Source organism: Pseudomonas oryzihabitans (assembly GCF_007665395.1).
In the GTDB taxonomy this organism is placed as follows: Bacteria; Pseudomonadota; Gammaproteobacteria; order Pseudomonadales; family Pseudomonadaceae; genus Chryseomonas; species Chryseomonas psychrotolerans_C.
Map to the genome: position 1 here is coordinate 1 of NZ_VDND01000007.1, position 14919 is coordinate 14919.

General features: G+C 62.6%; 15 protein-coding genes. 3 read left to right on the forward strand and 12 right to left on the reverse strand.

Features of this window, described 5'->3' with window-relative positions; all coding sequences use genetic code 11:
* Window positions 1-595: 595 nt before the first annotated feature.
* Entirely contained in the window at window positions 596-1039 is a 444-nt protein-coding gene (locus FSV73_RS25985; RefSeq protein ID WP_367575535.1) for a hypothetical protein, read from the forward strand.
* A gap of 100 nt (window positions 1040-1139) precedes the next feature.
* Here the strand turns inward: FSV73_RS25985 and FSV73_RS15250 are convergent, their stop codons facing one another.
* The 9 genes from FSV73_RS15250 to FSV73_RS15290 form a co-directional block, all read right to left on the reverse strand.
* The gene (locus tag FSV73_RS15250; RefSeq protein WP_145008698.1) at window positions 1140-2045 is read right to left on the reverse strand and encodes an HNH endonuclease signature motif containing protein; all 906 of its coding nucleotides are present in this window, start codon (window positions 2043-2045) and stop codon (window positions 1140-1142) included.
* A 474-nt stretch (window positions 2046-2519) separates the two neighbouring features.
* Window positions 2520-3896 carry an AAA family ATPase gene (locus FSV73_RS15255; RefSeq protein WP_145008699.1) on the reverse strand — a complete coding sequence of 459 codons (1377 nt, stop codon included), beginning with the start codon at window positions 3894-3896 and terminating at the stop codon, window positions 2520-2522.
* Between the two features lie 330 nt (window positions 3897-4226).
* The gene (locus FSV73_RS15260; RefSeq protein ID WP_260856090.1) at window positions 4227-4739 is read right to left on the reverse strand and encodes an EAL domain-containing protein; all 513 of its coding nucleotides are present in this window, start codon (window positions 4737-4739) and stop codon (window positions 4227-4229) included.
* Between the two features lie 112 nt (window positions 4740-4851).
* Window positions 4852-5529, reverse strand: coding sequence for a type 1 glutamine amidotransferase domain-containing protein (locus tag FSV73_RS15265; RefSeq protein ID WP_145008700.1), 678 nt, complete (start codon window positions 5527-5529; stop codon window positions 4852-4854).
* Between the two features lie 173 nt (window positions 5530-5702).
* Window positions 5703-6938 (reverse strand): hypothetical protein, encoded by a 1236-nt coding sequence (locus FSV73_RS15270; protein WP_145008701.1) that lies wholly within the window; start codon window positions 6936-6938, stop codon window positions 5703-5705.
* Window positions 6939-7139: 201 nt separating this feature from the next.
* Window positions 7140-7565, reverse strand: a complete 426-nt coding sequence (gene arsC / locus FSV73_RS15275) for an arsenate reductase (glutaredoxin) (RefSeq protein ID WP_145008702.1) — start codon at window positions 7563-7565, stop codon at window positions 7140-7142.
* A complete protein-coding gene (gene arsB, locus FSV73_RS15280; RefSeq protein ID WP_145008939.1) occupies window positions 7562-8608 on the reverse strand; it encodes an ACR3 family arsenite efflux transporter in 1047 nt (348 codons plus the stop codon). Before arsB ends, arsC begins: the two co-directional genes overlap by 4 nt.
* An 85-nt stretch (window positions 8609-8693) precedes the next feature.
* Window positions 8694-9017 (reverse strand): ArsR/SmtB family transcription factor, encoded by a 324-nt coding sequence (locus FSV73_RS15285; protein WP_186309247.1) that lies wholly within the window; start codon window positions 9015-9017, stop codon window positions 8694-8696.
* Window positions 9018-9075: 58 nt separating this feature from the next.
* Complete coding sequence (locus FSV73_RS15290; RefSeq protein ID WP_260856091.1) at window positions 9076-9963, reverse strand: LysR family transcriptional regulator; 888 nt, start codon at window positions 9961-9963, stop codon at window positions 9076-9078.
* Between the two features lie 101 nt (window positions 9964-10064).
* On the opposite strand from FSV73_RS15290, the gene FSV73_RS15295 reads away from it, so the two are divergent.
* Both FSV73_RS15295 and FSV73_RS15300 read left to right on the forward strand, forming a co-directional pair.
* Complete coding sequence (locus FSV73_RS15295) at window positions 10065-10598, forward strand: GNAT family N-acetyltransferase (protein WP_145008705.1); 534 nt, start codon at window positions 10065-10067, stop codon at window positions 10596-10598.
* Window positions 10598-11758, forward strand: a complete 1161-nt coding sequence (locus FSV73_RS15300; RefSeq protein WP_145008706.1) for an MFS transporter — start codon at window positions 10598-10600, stop codon at window positions 11756-11758. Before FSV73_RS15295 ends, FSV73_RS15300 begins: the two co-directional genes overlap by 1 nt.
* Here the strand turns inward: FSV73_RS15300 and FSV73_RS15305 are convergent.
* Genes FSV73_RS15305 through FSV73_RS15315 form a run of 3 tightly spaced genes read right to left on the reverse strand, consistent with a single transcriptional unit; the run spans window position 11755 to window position 14904 of the window.
* The gene (locus FSV73_RS15305) at window positions 11755-12507 is read right to left on the reverse strand and encodes a class II aldolase/adducin family protein (protein WP_145008707.1); all 753 of its coding nucleotides are present in this window, start codon (window positions 12505-12507) and stop codon (window positions 11755-11757) included. The genes FSV73_RS15300 and FSV73_RS15305 overlap by 4 nt on opposite strands.
* On the reverse strand, window positions 12504-14054 hold the full coding sequence (locus FSV73_RS15310) for an amino acid ABC transporter permease/ATP-binding protein (RefSeq protein ID WP_145008708.1): 1551 nt from the start codon (window positions 14052-14054) through the stop codon (window positions 12504-12506). Before FSV73_RS15310 ends, FSV73_RS15305 begins: the two co-directional genes overlap by 4 nt.
* A gap of 55 nt (window positions 14055-14109) precedes the next feature.
* The gene (locus FSV73_RS15315) at window positions 14110-14904 is read right to left on the reverse strand and encodes an ABC transporter substrate-binding protein (protein WP_145008709.1); all 795 of its coding nucleotides are present in this window, start codon (window positions 14902-14904) and stop codon (window positions 14110-14112) included.
* Between the last annotated feature and the right edge of the window lie 15 nt (window positions 14905-14919).

Consider the following 14919-nt stretch of genomic DNA (forward strand, 5'->3'; position numbering starts at 1 on the left):
ACAAACCGCCCATCAGTCGGGCTCCGTTGCCACTGAACAACGTACTGGGTTTACACAGCTAGCCAGCGGAGAGGGACGTGCGCGCCGCTTACAACAAGGTCGTGGCAGGATCAGCATCACGTCATGGGACAGGATTGGGCCGATGTGATTGATGAATGGACGCTCAGGCAATCTGGGAGAGCTAATGGGTAGGTTGCGTGGTAGCCGTTCATTACAGCTAGTCGCTTGATGGAAAAGTGCCCTCTACCGGAACAATTTGCATGGATGCTGACTAGCCGTTTGCATCTGACGTGACCAGCCATTCGCCTCGGATGTAGCCAGCGCCCGGGTAGGTCTTGACCGGCAGGAATCGACCCAAAGCAGACGTTGCCAGAGAGAAGCAATCGGCCAAGAGTTGAGGTTTTGGGCTACCCCTCGCTCCGCTAGATACCTGCATAAGGCGCTTCGACTTCAGCAGACCTAATCCTGCCGTGCGGCGTACCCCACTTGCAATAGACACGTTCAGTGCGAATCAAGTAGTGTCTCAGAGGGCTTAGCTCAATCGTTATGGACGATTTGATTCCGGAAAAGGAGTGAAGAAATTAGAAATTGGTATATCTACATTTTGAAACTTGAGCTGAACTCATGGTACGTGGGTACAGCTAAAGGGTTGAGATCAAGGCTGCGAAGCCATGGTAAAAAGAGCCCTTACTCTACATTAAAGAAAGATGGCGCCAAAAAATGTATAGAGAGCGGCCTCACGGGAAAGAGAAAAGCAACTCACTTACATGCGGTCTTTAGATCAATTGGCGATCATTTATGGGTGACAGAGATTGAAAATACTATCACTGTAGCTCTGGGGCAAAAGTATGGCTTCGATAAAGTTAGGGGCGGCTCTATAATTCATCCTTGGAATCACAAGCTAAGTGACAATAAAGTGGAAGGCCTAGTTCGACAATTTAGTTGTAGCGACATTAGACTTAAATACAAGCTAAACGAAATAAATTTGTCTCAAGAAAAGCCATTTGTATTCCCGCTTACTCGGCGAAGGAGTAAATAGCAAGGCATTCAAGCACGCTCGCCGAACGCGCTTTCAGCGCGCCCGCCCAATCCCAGTGAGACTGTCCGCGTTTGGCCAAATTTTTGCCGTCAGCGAGACCTCAACGTGCGCCAGCAAAATACTCGCTTTCCTCAGGGGCATTTTTCCAAGATTCAAGAGCATTGATCACGTCTTGGCTGACAAGGGTGCCATTCTCCGCGAGACACAGCACTTCTGAAGCGACAGCCTTGTTTTGAGTAATAGTTCCGAGCTGGTAGCCTGGAAAGAAAGACCCTGCGCTTGCAAAGCGAGGATGGATGTTCACTATGATCAGTGGCGCGATCACTACGCTATTGGTCTCGTCGTGGAGAATCTCAAGCTTGATCAAGAAAAGAGATAGCCCATTAGGATCTGAGTCATAGTCACTCTCCAAGCGAAATGTCACTCGCTCCGTCTCCTGAGGCTTCATTTCGTGGTGAACCTTCATGCGCGAAACTGACCCTTCCTCTTTGCATATCTTCAGATCGTACGTTGCTGAGATAGGTACAAGACTATGGCGATGATTAGTCAACGTTTCCCAGTGCTTGAGCGTGGTTAACCTAATTTCTTTTATAAAAGTGACTTGCGTACCGCGATTGACCAGCTTCAACTCTAAAGAAGTGAGGTATTCCTCGTTTTCGCCGATACAGCTTTCAACTTCATAAAAATCAACAATCTTGAGACCCGAAGCATTATCTACTACATGCTTCGGTACAGGGTTTAATATTGAAGCTGCAAGCTGTTTTTTGTAAAGCTTCAACGCTTTTCGATCAATGACTTCAGCGTGCGCCATTTTATGATGTTTGTCGCAGAGAACGATTAGATTGCTTGGATCGTTATTCTCACGATTGTGATCGATATGGTGAATTTCCAGGTAAGTGTGCTCAGTACACTGATTAATTGCGCAGCAATGACCACTCTCAACCTTAATTGCTCTGGCAACCTCTGCCGCAATGGTGGGGCGTTTCGCTGTGTAGATGCTAACCATGCTCTTGCTCGCTGATATCAGAGTTAACTTTTATCGAGAAATTATAGCAAATCAGTCAGTTGCTCAAGATCGACTACCGGGTGCGGTGCACCCCAGCCAAGAATGCTTTCCTGGTCGACCAGTAAGCCCCCTGCCACCTCAGCTCCCTTCAGAGCCGGTAGGGGCTATAACGTCTACCACAGATACCAAGCCATGAATTCAGATCCTGGAAAGGGTTTCCAAAGGCCGAATGGGCGGCGGTCGATTTCGTCAAAATAAGTCAAGCCACGAAAAAACATTTTCCAGACCGTTCTTGAGTACCTGCTTTCCGTATATAGCCGTCCTGATCTCCTGAGCGCGGCTAACTTGCGCATTTTGACATCAAAATACCGAGGAGTGAATCTGCTTTCATCGACCCGCATTACTAACTCTTACAATGCACGAAGCACGAAACGCGAAGCATCGTTCATTGGAATTAAAATGTTTACGAAAAATTTAGGACTTTTTATCATCTTTAAGGCCAATACCTATAGGAATGCTCGATTGAAAGCGACGATTGCTGCCCATGGGGCTTGGTCGTGGGTTAATCAGCTGCTTAGGCACCTTGGCTTCATCCATCCAAAGCTGAACACCATTTGTTTCCGCAAGCAGCCTCACATACCCCCGAAGCATATTTTCACTGAACTGATACCAGCCAGTGCGATTATCGCTCATCTTTTTCAGTACCGAGCCATGGCTCGGCTTGGTCAGCGTATTGAGGCGCTGGCTAAATTTTTTGCGATCGATCGGAGTCAGAGTTTCCTGTGGATTGGCACGGTTCAGGTCACGTATAATCCGTTCATAGGATGCATAAATGCTATCGGTCTTACGATGCAAAATAGACGTGTCAGCACACGCCCATAAGGCATGGTGAAAGTCTTGGCTATGACGAGTTGTCGCTAAATCGTATGGCTTGCGGATATGTTCCTGAACCGTTTCTACCGCTTTTTTCAGCGCTTCGTTGTAGTGAGAAAAGTTAGCGATTTGCAATGTTTCAGAGTCATCGTAAACTGCCCATAATAGTTGCTCTGTTATTAGGTGGACGTAGTAAGGGAACCCGTCGCTGATGCCGGCGACACGATATTTTATCTCATCCTCGTACTCGATATTTAAGGCTTCGAGTGCCTCCACCAAGATATCCCAGCGAGAATCCCATGAAATGGGCGAGAGCTGTATTGGAAATAGCTGGCGAATACTGGACTGGTGCCCGCCGAGGACATCGTCTAGTGAGGCTGAAATTCCGCTAAAAATAATAGGAACGTAGATGCCTGAGTCTCCCATTTTTTTTAAGAATTCAGCAAATTTGTACCTTTCCTCAGCTTCTTGGATCGCATCGAATTCGTCCACGACAATAATTGGCTTTTCCGAGTGTATTTCTCTGATGTCGGAGATGACATCCAGAGCTTGCTCCATATTACACACTGATGGCACGTCAGGCTTAGTCGAAGATTTGGCGAGAAATTCAAAACTGAGAAACTTAAGGTTGACGCCAGCTTTAGTTTGGACTTCCTTACTATCAAAATTATCAACCAAGCTTGCGGCGATACTCTGCATAATCTCGTAGAACGTACTCGTACGCGTACACCCGATTTGAATAATATCTGAATCAGAGGACTGATATTGCAGAGCCGCGGTCTGTGCAAGCGATGATTTACCGATGCCGCGATCGCCGTAGATGAACATGTGACGGCCTTTGGCGAACAAAGCTCGGCGGATATCCTCAAGCTCCTTATGTCGTCCTTTGAGCAGCTCAATAGAGCTAATTGGCTCTGCCGGACGTACGTGCTCATGCACGATAGTGCCAAACTCTTCCTCTGAGTAGCCATTGATCATCACAATTCCTCTCGGTCTAATGCACGTATAGTGCTGTGTAGCATGCAGGTATGCCGCATGGTATCACTTGGACTTTGATGCGTTTGTGCTGTTACGTCTTACAAGCGACTCAGCCGGTTCTGAATGGCTGCAATGGGTCGGTAGCGGTAGCTTGTCGACATGCGCTTCTTGCCGCCAGTGGCCACGGGATGATCAAAACGAAGTGGCATGAGTGCCTACGTAAATCCAAGAGTGACAAGGTGTTGCGGGATTGCAGTTAGGAGCGGTCGTAGCTGAACCGAGGTTGCTGCTTGGATATGAGCTCGCGTCGCACCTGATACCCCCTACGAGTCAAACCGCCAGCGCCTCAGCCAAATGCTCCCCCTCCAACCAACCCCTAATATCACTCGCTCGCATCGGTTTGGCGAACAGATAGCCCTGTGCCTGCTTACAGCCAAGACTCTTCAACGCACCTAGTTCCGTAGCGGCCTCCACCCCTTCCACGATGCATTCCAGCTGCATGTCCTGGCATAGGGCGATCAGGGATTTGATGATCTTGAAGCTGGCCGGGTCGAGGTGAAGGTTGGTGACGAAGGTGCGGTCCACCTTGAGTTTGGTCAGGGGCAGCGCATGGATCTGGCATAGGCTGGGGTAGCCGGTGCCGAAGTCGTCGAGGGAGATGCCACAGCCCAGCTCACGAAGGCGGCTGATCTCTGCCTGGGTCTGCGGTAGGTCCTGGATGCCGAGGTTGCGGTGATTTTCAGATCGAGCTTGCTGTGAATATCCATGAAGGTCGCTGGCGCAACGTATCAGTGCAGAGCGGAAAAGCACCCTGTAGGCGGGTGGGCTATCTAAGGTATTCAAGGCCTCGTGATCAAGCCAGTGTGGTGTCCTACTCCAGAATGCAGTCTGCGCTCCGGCTTCACGTCGACGTAAAAAGCCCGCCATACGGCGGGCTTTTTCAGATCCAAACCCCTCAGCCCAGCTTAGCCAACAACGCATCCGCCGCATCTTCCGAGCTGGCCGGATTCTGGCCGGTGACCAGGTTGCCGTCCTCGACCACGTAGCTGCCCCAATCGGGGCCTTTTTCGTAGCGGGCGCCGAGTTTCTTGAGTTCGTCTTCCACCAGGAAGGGCACCACGTCGGTGAGTTGCACGGCGGCTTCTTCGCTGTTGGTGAAACCGGTGACGGTGCGGCCCTTGACCAGGGGCGTGCCGTCGGTGGCCTTGACGTGGCGCAGCACGCCGGGGGCGTGGCAGACCAGGCCGAAGGGTTTGCCGGACTGGGCGAAGGCTTCCAGCAGGGCGATGGAGTCGCGGGATTCGGCGAGGTCCCAGAGCGGGCCGTGGCCGCCGGGGTAGAAGAGGCCGTCGTAGTCGTCGGCCTGCACCTCGGCGAGCGTGACGGTGTTGGCCAGGGCCTGTTGCGCCTCGGGGTCGTTCTTGAAGCGTTCGGTGGACTCCGTCTGGGCGTCGGGAGCGTCGCTCTTCGGGTCCAGCGGCGGTTGGCCGCCCGCCGGGGAGGCCAGGGTGATCTCGGCGCCGGCGTCCTTGAAGACGTAGTAGGGGGCGGCGAATTCTTCCAGCCAGAAGCCGGTTTTCTTGCCGGTGTCGCCGAGCTGGTCGTGGGAGGTCAGGACCATCAGGATCTTCATCGCGCGTTCCTCGTATTCGAGTGGAGGGGTCTCGCTAGACAGACCCCCATGAACGCGGACAAGTGCCTGGGACAGGCGCCAGCGGTAGGGCTGGCCCCGTCGCGACTAACGGTGCGCGGGAAGGCTGGCGCCCTGCCGCTGGTGGCAGCGGACAGGGTCCCAGCGTGGCGTGGTCAGCCCCAGTTGCCGATGCCGCGCTCGCCGGCGGCCACGGTGCCGGCGACGTCCTGCAGGTCGTGCACGCCCACCAGCTGGATGAGGGAGTCCGAGGTATCGATCTGGCCGCGGTCGCCGCCGTCGTGGAAGACGTAGGTGTCCTGGCCATAGTGGAAGACCGCGGCATGGACCTCGCCGGTGGTGGTCTGGACGACCTTCTGCAGGGCGTCATAGAGACTGGTCGAGCCCTTGAGGGCGGCATCCGCCACGGTGTTGACCGCCGAGTCGACGAACAGCGAGAAGCCGAAGACGATCTGGTCGTCCTTGGCGCTGTAGTCGGTCACGGTCACATGGTTGGCCGCCAGGGAGCGATTGGCGGCGGCGGCGCTGCTGCCGTCGAAGTTGACCAGGCTGGGGTCGACGGTCAGGGAGTCGCGACCCTCGCCCAGGGTGACGGTGGCACCATGGCCGTAGCTGCCGCTCAGGTTGGCGTTGTGGGAAGCGACGCCCTTGGTGAACAGCAGGTCGACGTAGTCGTTGCCGGCACCGGCGTTGATGACGACGTCGGCCTGCTGGATATGGGCGCCGATCTGGTCGCCACCGGCGCCGGTATCGACGGTGATGGCCTTGACCCGCGAGTGGGCGAGGGCGGCGACGCTGTCCAGTTCCGGGGCGGCGATGGTGCTGATCTGGATCAGGTCACTGCCGCTGCCGGTGGTCACGCTCTTGAGGAAGGCGCTCTGGCTGGCGTAGCTGACGTCATGGGTGTAGTCGTTGATGAAGTCGATCGACAGGCCGGCGGTGGACTTGGAGCCGTCGAAGGTCTGCAGGCCATCGAAGTTGTTCAGGGTGATGAGGTCACCTTCGTGGAACTGGTTGTCCGGGGTATCGCTGAGGCTGACGGTGAGCTTGGTGATGGACGAGTCGAGGCTGTGGTCGCTGACGGTGGCGCCCTGGGTGTGGCCGTCGAGGCGGGTGATCTGGCCTTCGTAGTGGCCGGTCAGGGTCAGCTCGTTCAGGGTCGCGGCGGCCGCGTAGTGGGGGCCCTTGGCATCGAAGGTCTTGGCGAAGGCGACGTGCTCGGGCGCGCTGTTGATGTCGAGCGTGAGGCGCGGTTGACTCTGGAAGGCGTAGTAGGAGACGCCATCGACCGTGCCGGCGGACTTGGCGGGCGTGGCCGCCAGGGGCGCCTTGGCCAGGGTCTGGGTGAAGAGGGGTTGATCGGAGTCCAGTGGCTGTTTCTTGTAGGTCATGGCGGTCATCCTTAATGCATGCAGGCCGAGCGCTCGCTGGACGGGCTCGCGGAGAGCGAGGCGTCTTGGGCAGCTAGCGCCGCGCTGACAGTGCCAAGCTTTCCTCAGGTCTACAGCGAACCATGCCGCAATTTCATCGGGCCACTAGTGGCGTACCGCCAAACGGTAGGATGCTAAAAGTTCAATAGGATGACGACTTGATCAGCCGCGTGCCGGCGCGGAAGGAACCACCACCTCGCCGTCTTCCTTGACGAAGGGCCCGCGCTGGGGATCGGGCAGGATCTCCAGCACCCGTTCCGAAGGCCGGCACAGGCGGGTGCCCAGGGGCGTCACCACGATGGGTCGGTTGATCAGGATCGGATGGCGCAGCATGGCGGCGATCAGCTCGGCATCGCTCAGCTGCGGATCGTCCAGCCCCAGCTCGGCATAGGGCGTGCCCTTCTTGCGCAGCAGGTCGCGCACCGGGAGGCCCAGGGCGGCGATCAGCCGTTCCAGGTGCGCCCGGTCGGGCGGGGTCTCCAGGTAGTGGAGGACCTGCGGCTCGACGCCGCTGTTGCGGATCAGGCCCAGGGTGTTGCGCGAGGTGCCGCAGGCGGGGTTGTGATAGATCGTGATGGCGCTGCTCATGGACGGTCTCGACGGAGGGCAGGGGAACCGCGTTCGTACCAGGCGCGCGAGCCGTTCACCAGGCGCACGACCAGCAGCATCAGCGGGACTTCGATGAGGACGCCCACCACGGTCGCCAGGGCGGCGCCGGAGTGGAAGCCGAACAGGCTGATGGCGGCGGCCACCGCCAGCTCGAAGAAATTGCTGGCGCCAATCAGCGCCGAAGGGCAGGCCACGCGGTGGCTCTCGCCTACTAGGCGATTCAGCCAGTAGGCCAGCGCCGAGTTGCACAGCACCTGGATCAGGATGGGCACGGCCAGCAGGGCGATCACCAGCGGTTGCGCCAGGATGGCCTCGCCCTGGAAGGCGAACAGCAGTACCAGGATGGCCAGCAGCGCCGCCATCGACAGTGGCCCGAGGCGCGCCAGGGTGAGCTCGAAGGCGGCCTGGCCGCGGCGCAGCAGGGCGCGGCGCCAGAGCTGGGCGAGGATCACCGGCAGCACCAGATAGAGGATCACCGAGAGCAGCAGGGTAGCCCAGGGCACCGCGATGGACGACAGCCCCAGCAGCAGGCCGACGATGGGCGCGAAGGCGAACACCATCAGGGTGTCGTTCAGCGCGACCTGGGACAGGGTGAACAGCGGATCGCCCTGGGTGAGGCGGCTCCAGACGAAGACCATGGCCGTGCAGGGCGCCGCCGCCAGCAGGATGAGGCCGGCGATGTAGCTGTCGAGCTGGTCCGTCGGCAGCCAGGGGGCGAACAGCTGGCGAATGAACAGCCAGGCCAGCAGGGCCATGGAGAAAGGCTTGACCGCCCAGTTGACGAACAGGGTGACGCCGATCCCGCGCCAATGCTGGCGTACCTGGCCGAGGGCGCCGAAATCCACCTTGAGCAGCATGGGCACGATCATGACCCAGATCAGCAGGCCGACCGGCAGGTTGACCTGGGCCACCTCGAGCCGCCCGATGCCGCGGAAGACCTCGGGCGCCAGCTGACCGAGGCCGATCCCGGCAAGGATGCAGAGCGCGACCCAGAGACTCAGGTAGCGTTCGAAGGTGTTCATGGGGGCAGCGGGTGATGGGCAGGCGGGCGTGGTAGTCATGGCGAGTTCAGGCGCTGGCGGTCGGTGGCGGGGCGGTTGTCGGGGATCAGCATGGGCAGCGAGGGGGGGTGGTGACCGCGCAGTCGGTGCCGGCGCAGCAGTGCTCGGTGAGGTAGCCGAGCAGGGCGTTCATCTGGCCATAGGCGGCGCGATAGATGAGGTTGCGTCCCTGTTGCTCCACCGTGACGAGGCCGGCATTGGCCAGCTCCTTGAGGTGGAAGGAGAGGTTGCTGCGCGCCACCTCGAGCTGGTCGGCCAACTGGCTGGGGGTGAGGCCGTCCGTCCCGGCGACCACCAGGGCACGAAAGACCCGCAGGCGCTGGGCATGGGCGAGGGCGGCGAGGGCGGATACGGCAGATTCTTCGTGCATGATTCGATAATACAATGATCGTTGAATCATTGAATGATAAGCCAGGGTCGAGCGCCGATCAACTGCGCAGCTGGCGCAGTGCTTCCAGCACCTGCTGCAGGGCGCGACTCAGGGGTTTGTCGCGGCGCAGCATCAGGGCCAGGGTACGGGTCAGCGCGGGCGCCAGCGGCTGGACGCGCAGGCCATGGCGATGATGCGCCGTGGCCACGGCGATGCCGGGCACCAGGCTGTAGCCGAGGCCGGCGGCCACCAGTTCCTTGAGCGCCTCGATGCTGCCCAGCTCCATCACCGGGCGGCTGGCCTGGCCGGCGCGGCGGAACCAGTCGTCGATCAGCAGCCGGGTGCTGCTGCCGGTCTCGAAGGCCAGCAGCGGCGTCTCGGCCAGGTCCGCCGGGGTGAGCGGTCGCGGTGGCAGGGGACTGGCGGGCGGCAGCAGGGCGACGAAGGCATCCTCCAGCAGCGGCTCCACCTGCAGGTTGCGCCCGCTGGCCGGCAGGGTGACCAGGCCGAGGTCGAGGCGGTTGTCTTCCACCGCGCGCAGCACGTCCAGGGTGTTGCCGGTGCTGACCCGCACGTCCAGCTGCGGAAAGCGCTGGCGCAACTGGCCGAGTAACGGCGGCAGCAGATGGATGCAGGTGGTGGCGCCGGTGCCGATGGCGACCTGGCCGGTGACGGTCTCGCCGTGGCTGGCCAGCGCCTGCAGCGCCAGGTCCACCTCGGCCTGGATGCGCGCGGCGTGGTCGAGCAGCAGGCTGCCGGCGGCGGTGGGCTTGAGGCGGCGGCCGAGACGCTCCAGCAGCCTGAGCCCCAGGCGCCGCTCCAGCTGGCGGATCTGCAGGCTGACCGCCGGCTGGCTCAAGCCCAGGCGGTCGGCCGCGGCGGAAAAGCTGCCGGTGGCCACTACCTGGACGAAGGTCTGCAGCTGGGTGAGGTTGAGATCGGCCATGCCAAGGTTTCGCTTATACCAGGGATAACCGAGCATAGCTTTATCTTTGCCTGGCCGGGCCGGCATGATCTCGCCACCGAACCCCAGGCTGGATAGAACCCGTGAACACCGCCCTGCAGCTGCGCGACGCCACCCCCGCCGATCTACCGGCCATCCAGGCCATCTATGCGCAGCATGTCCTGCACGGCTGCGCCAGTTTCGAGCTGGAGCCGCCGGACGTGGCCGAACTCGAGCGCCGCCTCGCTGCCGTGCGCCAGGCCGGGCTGCCCTACCGGGTGGCGGAGCTGGAGGGCGAGGTGGTGGGCTATGCCTATGCCGTGCTCTACCGACCGCGACCGGCCTATCGGCATACCGCGGAGGATTCGGTGTACGTACGCGCAGGCCTGGGTGGCCAGGGCATCGGCCGGCGCCTGCTGGAAGAGGTGGTCGCGGCGTGCACGGCGGCGGGCTTTCGCCAACTGGTCGCGGTGATCGGCGACAGCGCCAACGCGGCCTCCATCGCCCTGCACCGGCGCCTGGGCTTTCGCACCGTGGGCACCTTCGAGGCGGTGGGGTTCAAGCACGGGCGCTGGGTGGATACCGTGCTGATGCAACGCGGCCTCGGCGAGGGTGACCGCACACCCGGCAGCCGCTGATGACGCCGATGCCGAGCGACCGCGCCATCTGGCAACTGGGGCTGATGCAGCTGCTGGCCTGGGGCCTGGCCTTCTATCTGCCGGGCGTCTATGGGCCGGCGATGGCCGCGGGGCTCGGCTGGGAGGCGCGCTGGGTCTACGGCGGATTCTCCCTGGCCATGGTGACCATGGGCCTGGTGTCGCCCTTCAGTGGCGCGCTGATCGAGCGCCTGGGGGGCTGCCGGACCCTGCAACTCGGCCTGGTGCTGGATGCCTTGGGGTGCCTGGGGCTGGCGGCGGCGCACTCGGCGCCACCGTTCTATCTGGCCTGGGTGATCCTGGGCGTGGGGATGCGGTTGTCGCTGTACGACGCCGCCTTCGCCGCCCTGGCGCGAATGGCCGGGGAGCGCTCACGAGCGGTGATGGTGCGCATCACCCTGCTCGGTGGCCTGGCGTCGGCGGTGTTCTGGCCGCTAGGGCACTGGTTGCTGGGCCTGCTGGGTTGGCGGCTGGGCCTGGTGGTCTATGCGGCTATCGCCCTGGCCGGTCTGCTGCTCCTGCTGCCGCTGCCCAACGTGCGGGGGCGCTTGCCCACTGCCGACCTGCCTCCCCCGGCGGCCGGCACCTCGCCACGGTGGGCGGGCGTGCTGTTCGCCACCGGCATGGCGCTGATCGGTTTTCTCTCCGCCGGGCTGTCGGCCCATCTGCCGGCCTTGCTGGCCGAGCGCGGCGTGCCGGTGGCGGTGGCGGCGCTCTGGGGCGTCGGCCAGGTCTGCGCGCGGCTGGCGGAGCTGGCCTCGCATCAGCGGCTGGCGGCGCGCCAGCTCAATCTGTTGCTGGGCCTGGGGTTGCCGCTGAGTTTCGCCCTGGCGCTGGTAAGCGAAGGCCATCTGGTGCTCACCGCCGGCTTCGTCCTGCTCTATGGCGCCCTCAACGGCCTGGTGGCGGTGCTGCGCGCCAGTCTGCCGCTGGAGCTGTTCGACCGGGCGCTCTATGCCCGGCTGACCGGCAGGCTGCTGGCGCCGAGCTTCCTGCTCTCGGCGGCCGCGCCCTGGTGCTATGCCCTGGCCCGGGAGCACTGGGGCGAGCGCGGCCTGCTCGGGCTGTGCCTGCTGGTCAGCCTGGGGGTGACCCTGGCCGCGGTGGGCCTGCTGGGGCAGCGGCGAGTGTCGGTGGGCTAGCGACACCAGTCCTGGCGCTGGTCCTCGATCAGCGACAGGGCCGCCTGCCAGGCCAGGTCGATCAGGCCGTCGGCGCCGTCGGCCTGGAATTGCACGGCGGTGTGCTGGCAGACGGCGTCGCTGGGGTAGTGCAGCGCCACGCCGCCGGCCAGCGCCTGGACCTGCGCCTGGCAGGCGCGCTCCAGGAAGTAGATCTCGTGGAAGGCTTCCGCCGGGGTGGCGCCGCCTACCAGCAGGCCATGGTTGCGCAGGATCATGGCCTTATGGGGGCCGAGGTCGGCGACCAGCCGGGCGCGTTCGTCCAGCGACAGGGCGATGCCTTCGTAGGTGTGGTAGGCCAGGTGGCCGTGGAACTTCAGGGCGTGCTGGGTGAGCGGCAGCAGGCCGTCGCGCTGGGCGGCCACCGCCATGCCGGCGGCGGTGTGGGTGTGGATCACGCAGTGCAGGTCGGGACGCGCGGCATGGATCGCCGAGTGGATGACGAAGCCGGCGGCGTTGACCCGCTGCTCGCCGAAGGGACCGGGTTGGGGACGGCCGTCCAGGTCGATCAGGACCAGATCGCTGGCGGTCATGCGCTCGAAGGGCACCCCGTAGCGGTTGATCAGGAACAGCTCGCTCGTCCCCGGCAGGCGCAGGGTGATATGGGTGTCGATCAGGTCGGTCATGCGGTAGTGGGCGAGGAGGCGGTACAGCGCCGCCAGCTCGCAGCGCGCCGGCCACTCGCCGGGGCGCAGGTCGACGCTGTTCATGTCGTGATCTCCTCGGCAGCGGGCGTGGCGGCCGCGGTGGTCAGGCCCATGAACTGGCGGATGCGCGGATCGCAGAGCCCCTGGCGGATCGCCTGGGGTGCGGCGTCGGTGTGGATCACGCCGTTCTCCATGAAGATCACCCGGTCGGCGATGGACAGGGCGAAGTCCATCTCGTGGGTGACGATCAGCAGCGTCATGCCTTCGTCGGCCAGAGTGCGGATCACCTTGAGCACCTCGCCCACCAACTCGGGATCGAGCGCCGAGGTGGGTTCGTCGAACAGCATGATGTCCGGCGCCATGGCCAGGGCGCGGGCGATGGCGACCCGCTGCTGCTGGCCGCCGGAGAGTTGGTGCGGATACTTGTGGGCGTGGGCCAGCAGGCCGACCTTGTCCAGCAGCGCCAGGGCGCGTCGACGCAGCTCGCCGGCCTCGGCCTGGCGATGCTGCCGCGGGGCCAGGCTGACGTTGCCCAGCAGGCTCAGGTGCGGGAAGAGGTTGAAGCTCTGGAACACCATGCCCAGGTGCTGCAGGCCCTCGCGCAGCCGCCGGCGCGGCGTGCGCTCGCCGGCGCGGATGAAGCCCTCGCCGAACAGCAGGATCTCGCCGGCGTCCAGGCTCTCCAGGCCATTGAGGGTGCGGATCAGCGAGGTCTTGCCCGAGCCCGAGGGGCCGATCAGCGCCAGCACCTCGCCGCGGCCGACCTGCAGGTCGATGCCCTTGAGCACCTCCTGGGCGCCATAGCGCTTGCGCACGCCGCGCAGTTCCAGGGCGGGTGGATCGCCCGGGCGCGGGGTGGGGAAGCGCGGGCCGGCGGCACCGGGCAGGCTGGCGCGCAGCTCGGCTTCGGCCTGGGCATCGAGGGTGCCCGGGCGGCGCCGATTGAGGTCCAGGCGGCGCTCCAGCGCCTGCAGCAGCCAGCCGAACAGGGTGACGATGAGCACGTAGTAGACGGCCACCGCGGCCAGGGTCTCCAGCACCAGGAAGTTGGCGGCATAGAGTTGCTGGCCGACCTTGAGGATCTCGGTCAGGGAGATCACCGAGATCAGCGAGGTGAGCTTGACCACGGTGATGTATTCGTTGATCAGGGTGGGCAGGGCGATGCGCAGCGCCTGGGGAATGACGATCAGTCGCTGGATGCTCAGGGTGCCCAGGGCCAGGGCGCGGCCCGCCTCACGTTGCCCCTTCGCCACCGCCAGCAGGCCCCCGCGATGGATCTCGGCCATGTAGGCGGTTTCGGTCAGCACCAGGGCGAACAGCCCGGAAACGAAGGGATTCGACAGTAGCGGGCCGCTCATCGGCAGCAATTGCGGCAGGTTGTAGACGAACACCACCAGCACCAGCAGGGGCACGCTGCGAAAGAACCAGATGTAGCCGCCCAGCGGCCAGCGCAGCCAGGCCGGCCCGTGCAGCCGCGCCGAGGCCACCAGGAAGCCCAGCGCCAGGCCGATCAGCCAGGCCAGACCGCTGAGCTCGACCACGGTGATACAGGCCTTCCAGAAGGCCGGCAGGGAGAACAGCGAGAAGAAATAGGGCCAATCGAATTGCATGGGGATCACCAGGCGTCGCCGCCCCGGCCGGGGTCGGGGCGGCTCGGCTCCTCGCTCAGTTCGCCGGGGCGTCTTCCAGGTTGTACTTCTTCAGCAGGGCGGCGTATTCGCCGGAGGCCCGCAGCTTGGCGAAGGCCTCTTCGAGGGCCTGCTTGAGGGCTTCGTTGTCCTTGCGCAGGTAGATGCCCAGGGTCTCCTTGTACACCAGCTCCGGCGAGGTGATGCGCACCCGGCCGCGGGAGCGCTCGACGATCTGGCTGGCCGCGCCGCCGATCTCCAGCTGGGCGTCGACGTTGCCGGCCAGCATGGCCTGGGTCGCCTCGGGCGCGGAGGGGAATTCGCTGACGGCGATGGCGCCCTTGCCCTGGGCCACGCAGTAGTCGGTGGAGAGTTTCTGCAGCTTGGCGACCCAGGTGGTGCCCCGTTGCAGGCCGACCTTCAGGCCGCAGAGGTCCTCCGGCACCTTGGGTTCCTTGGCGGCGCCGGCCTTGGTCATGATGGCCGCGCCGGTGCGCGCATAGGGGATCGCCAGGGCCTGGGCGGTGCGCTCCGGGGTGATGTACATGCCGGAGATCACGGTATCGAAGTGGTTGGATTTGAGCCCCAGGATCAGCCCGGCGAACTCGGTGTTGACGAAGTCGGCCTTGAGCCCCAGTTGCTTGGCCAGGTCGCTGGAAAAGTCCGGATCGGAGCCCACCACCTTGTCGCCGTCGAAGGACTCGAAGGGCGGATAGGTGATGTCCATGCCGACCTTCAGCACGCCGGGGGTGATCGTCTTGACCTCGGCCTGGGCCGCGCAGGCCAGGCTGCCCAGCAGGATGACGCTCAGGGATTTGCGCAGGATGTTCATGGGGATGCTCCGGTG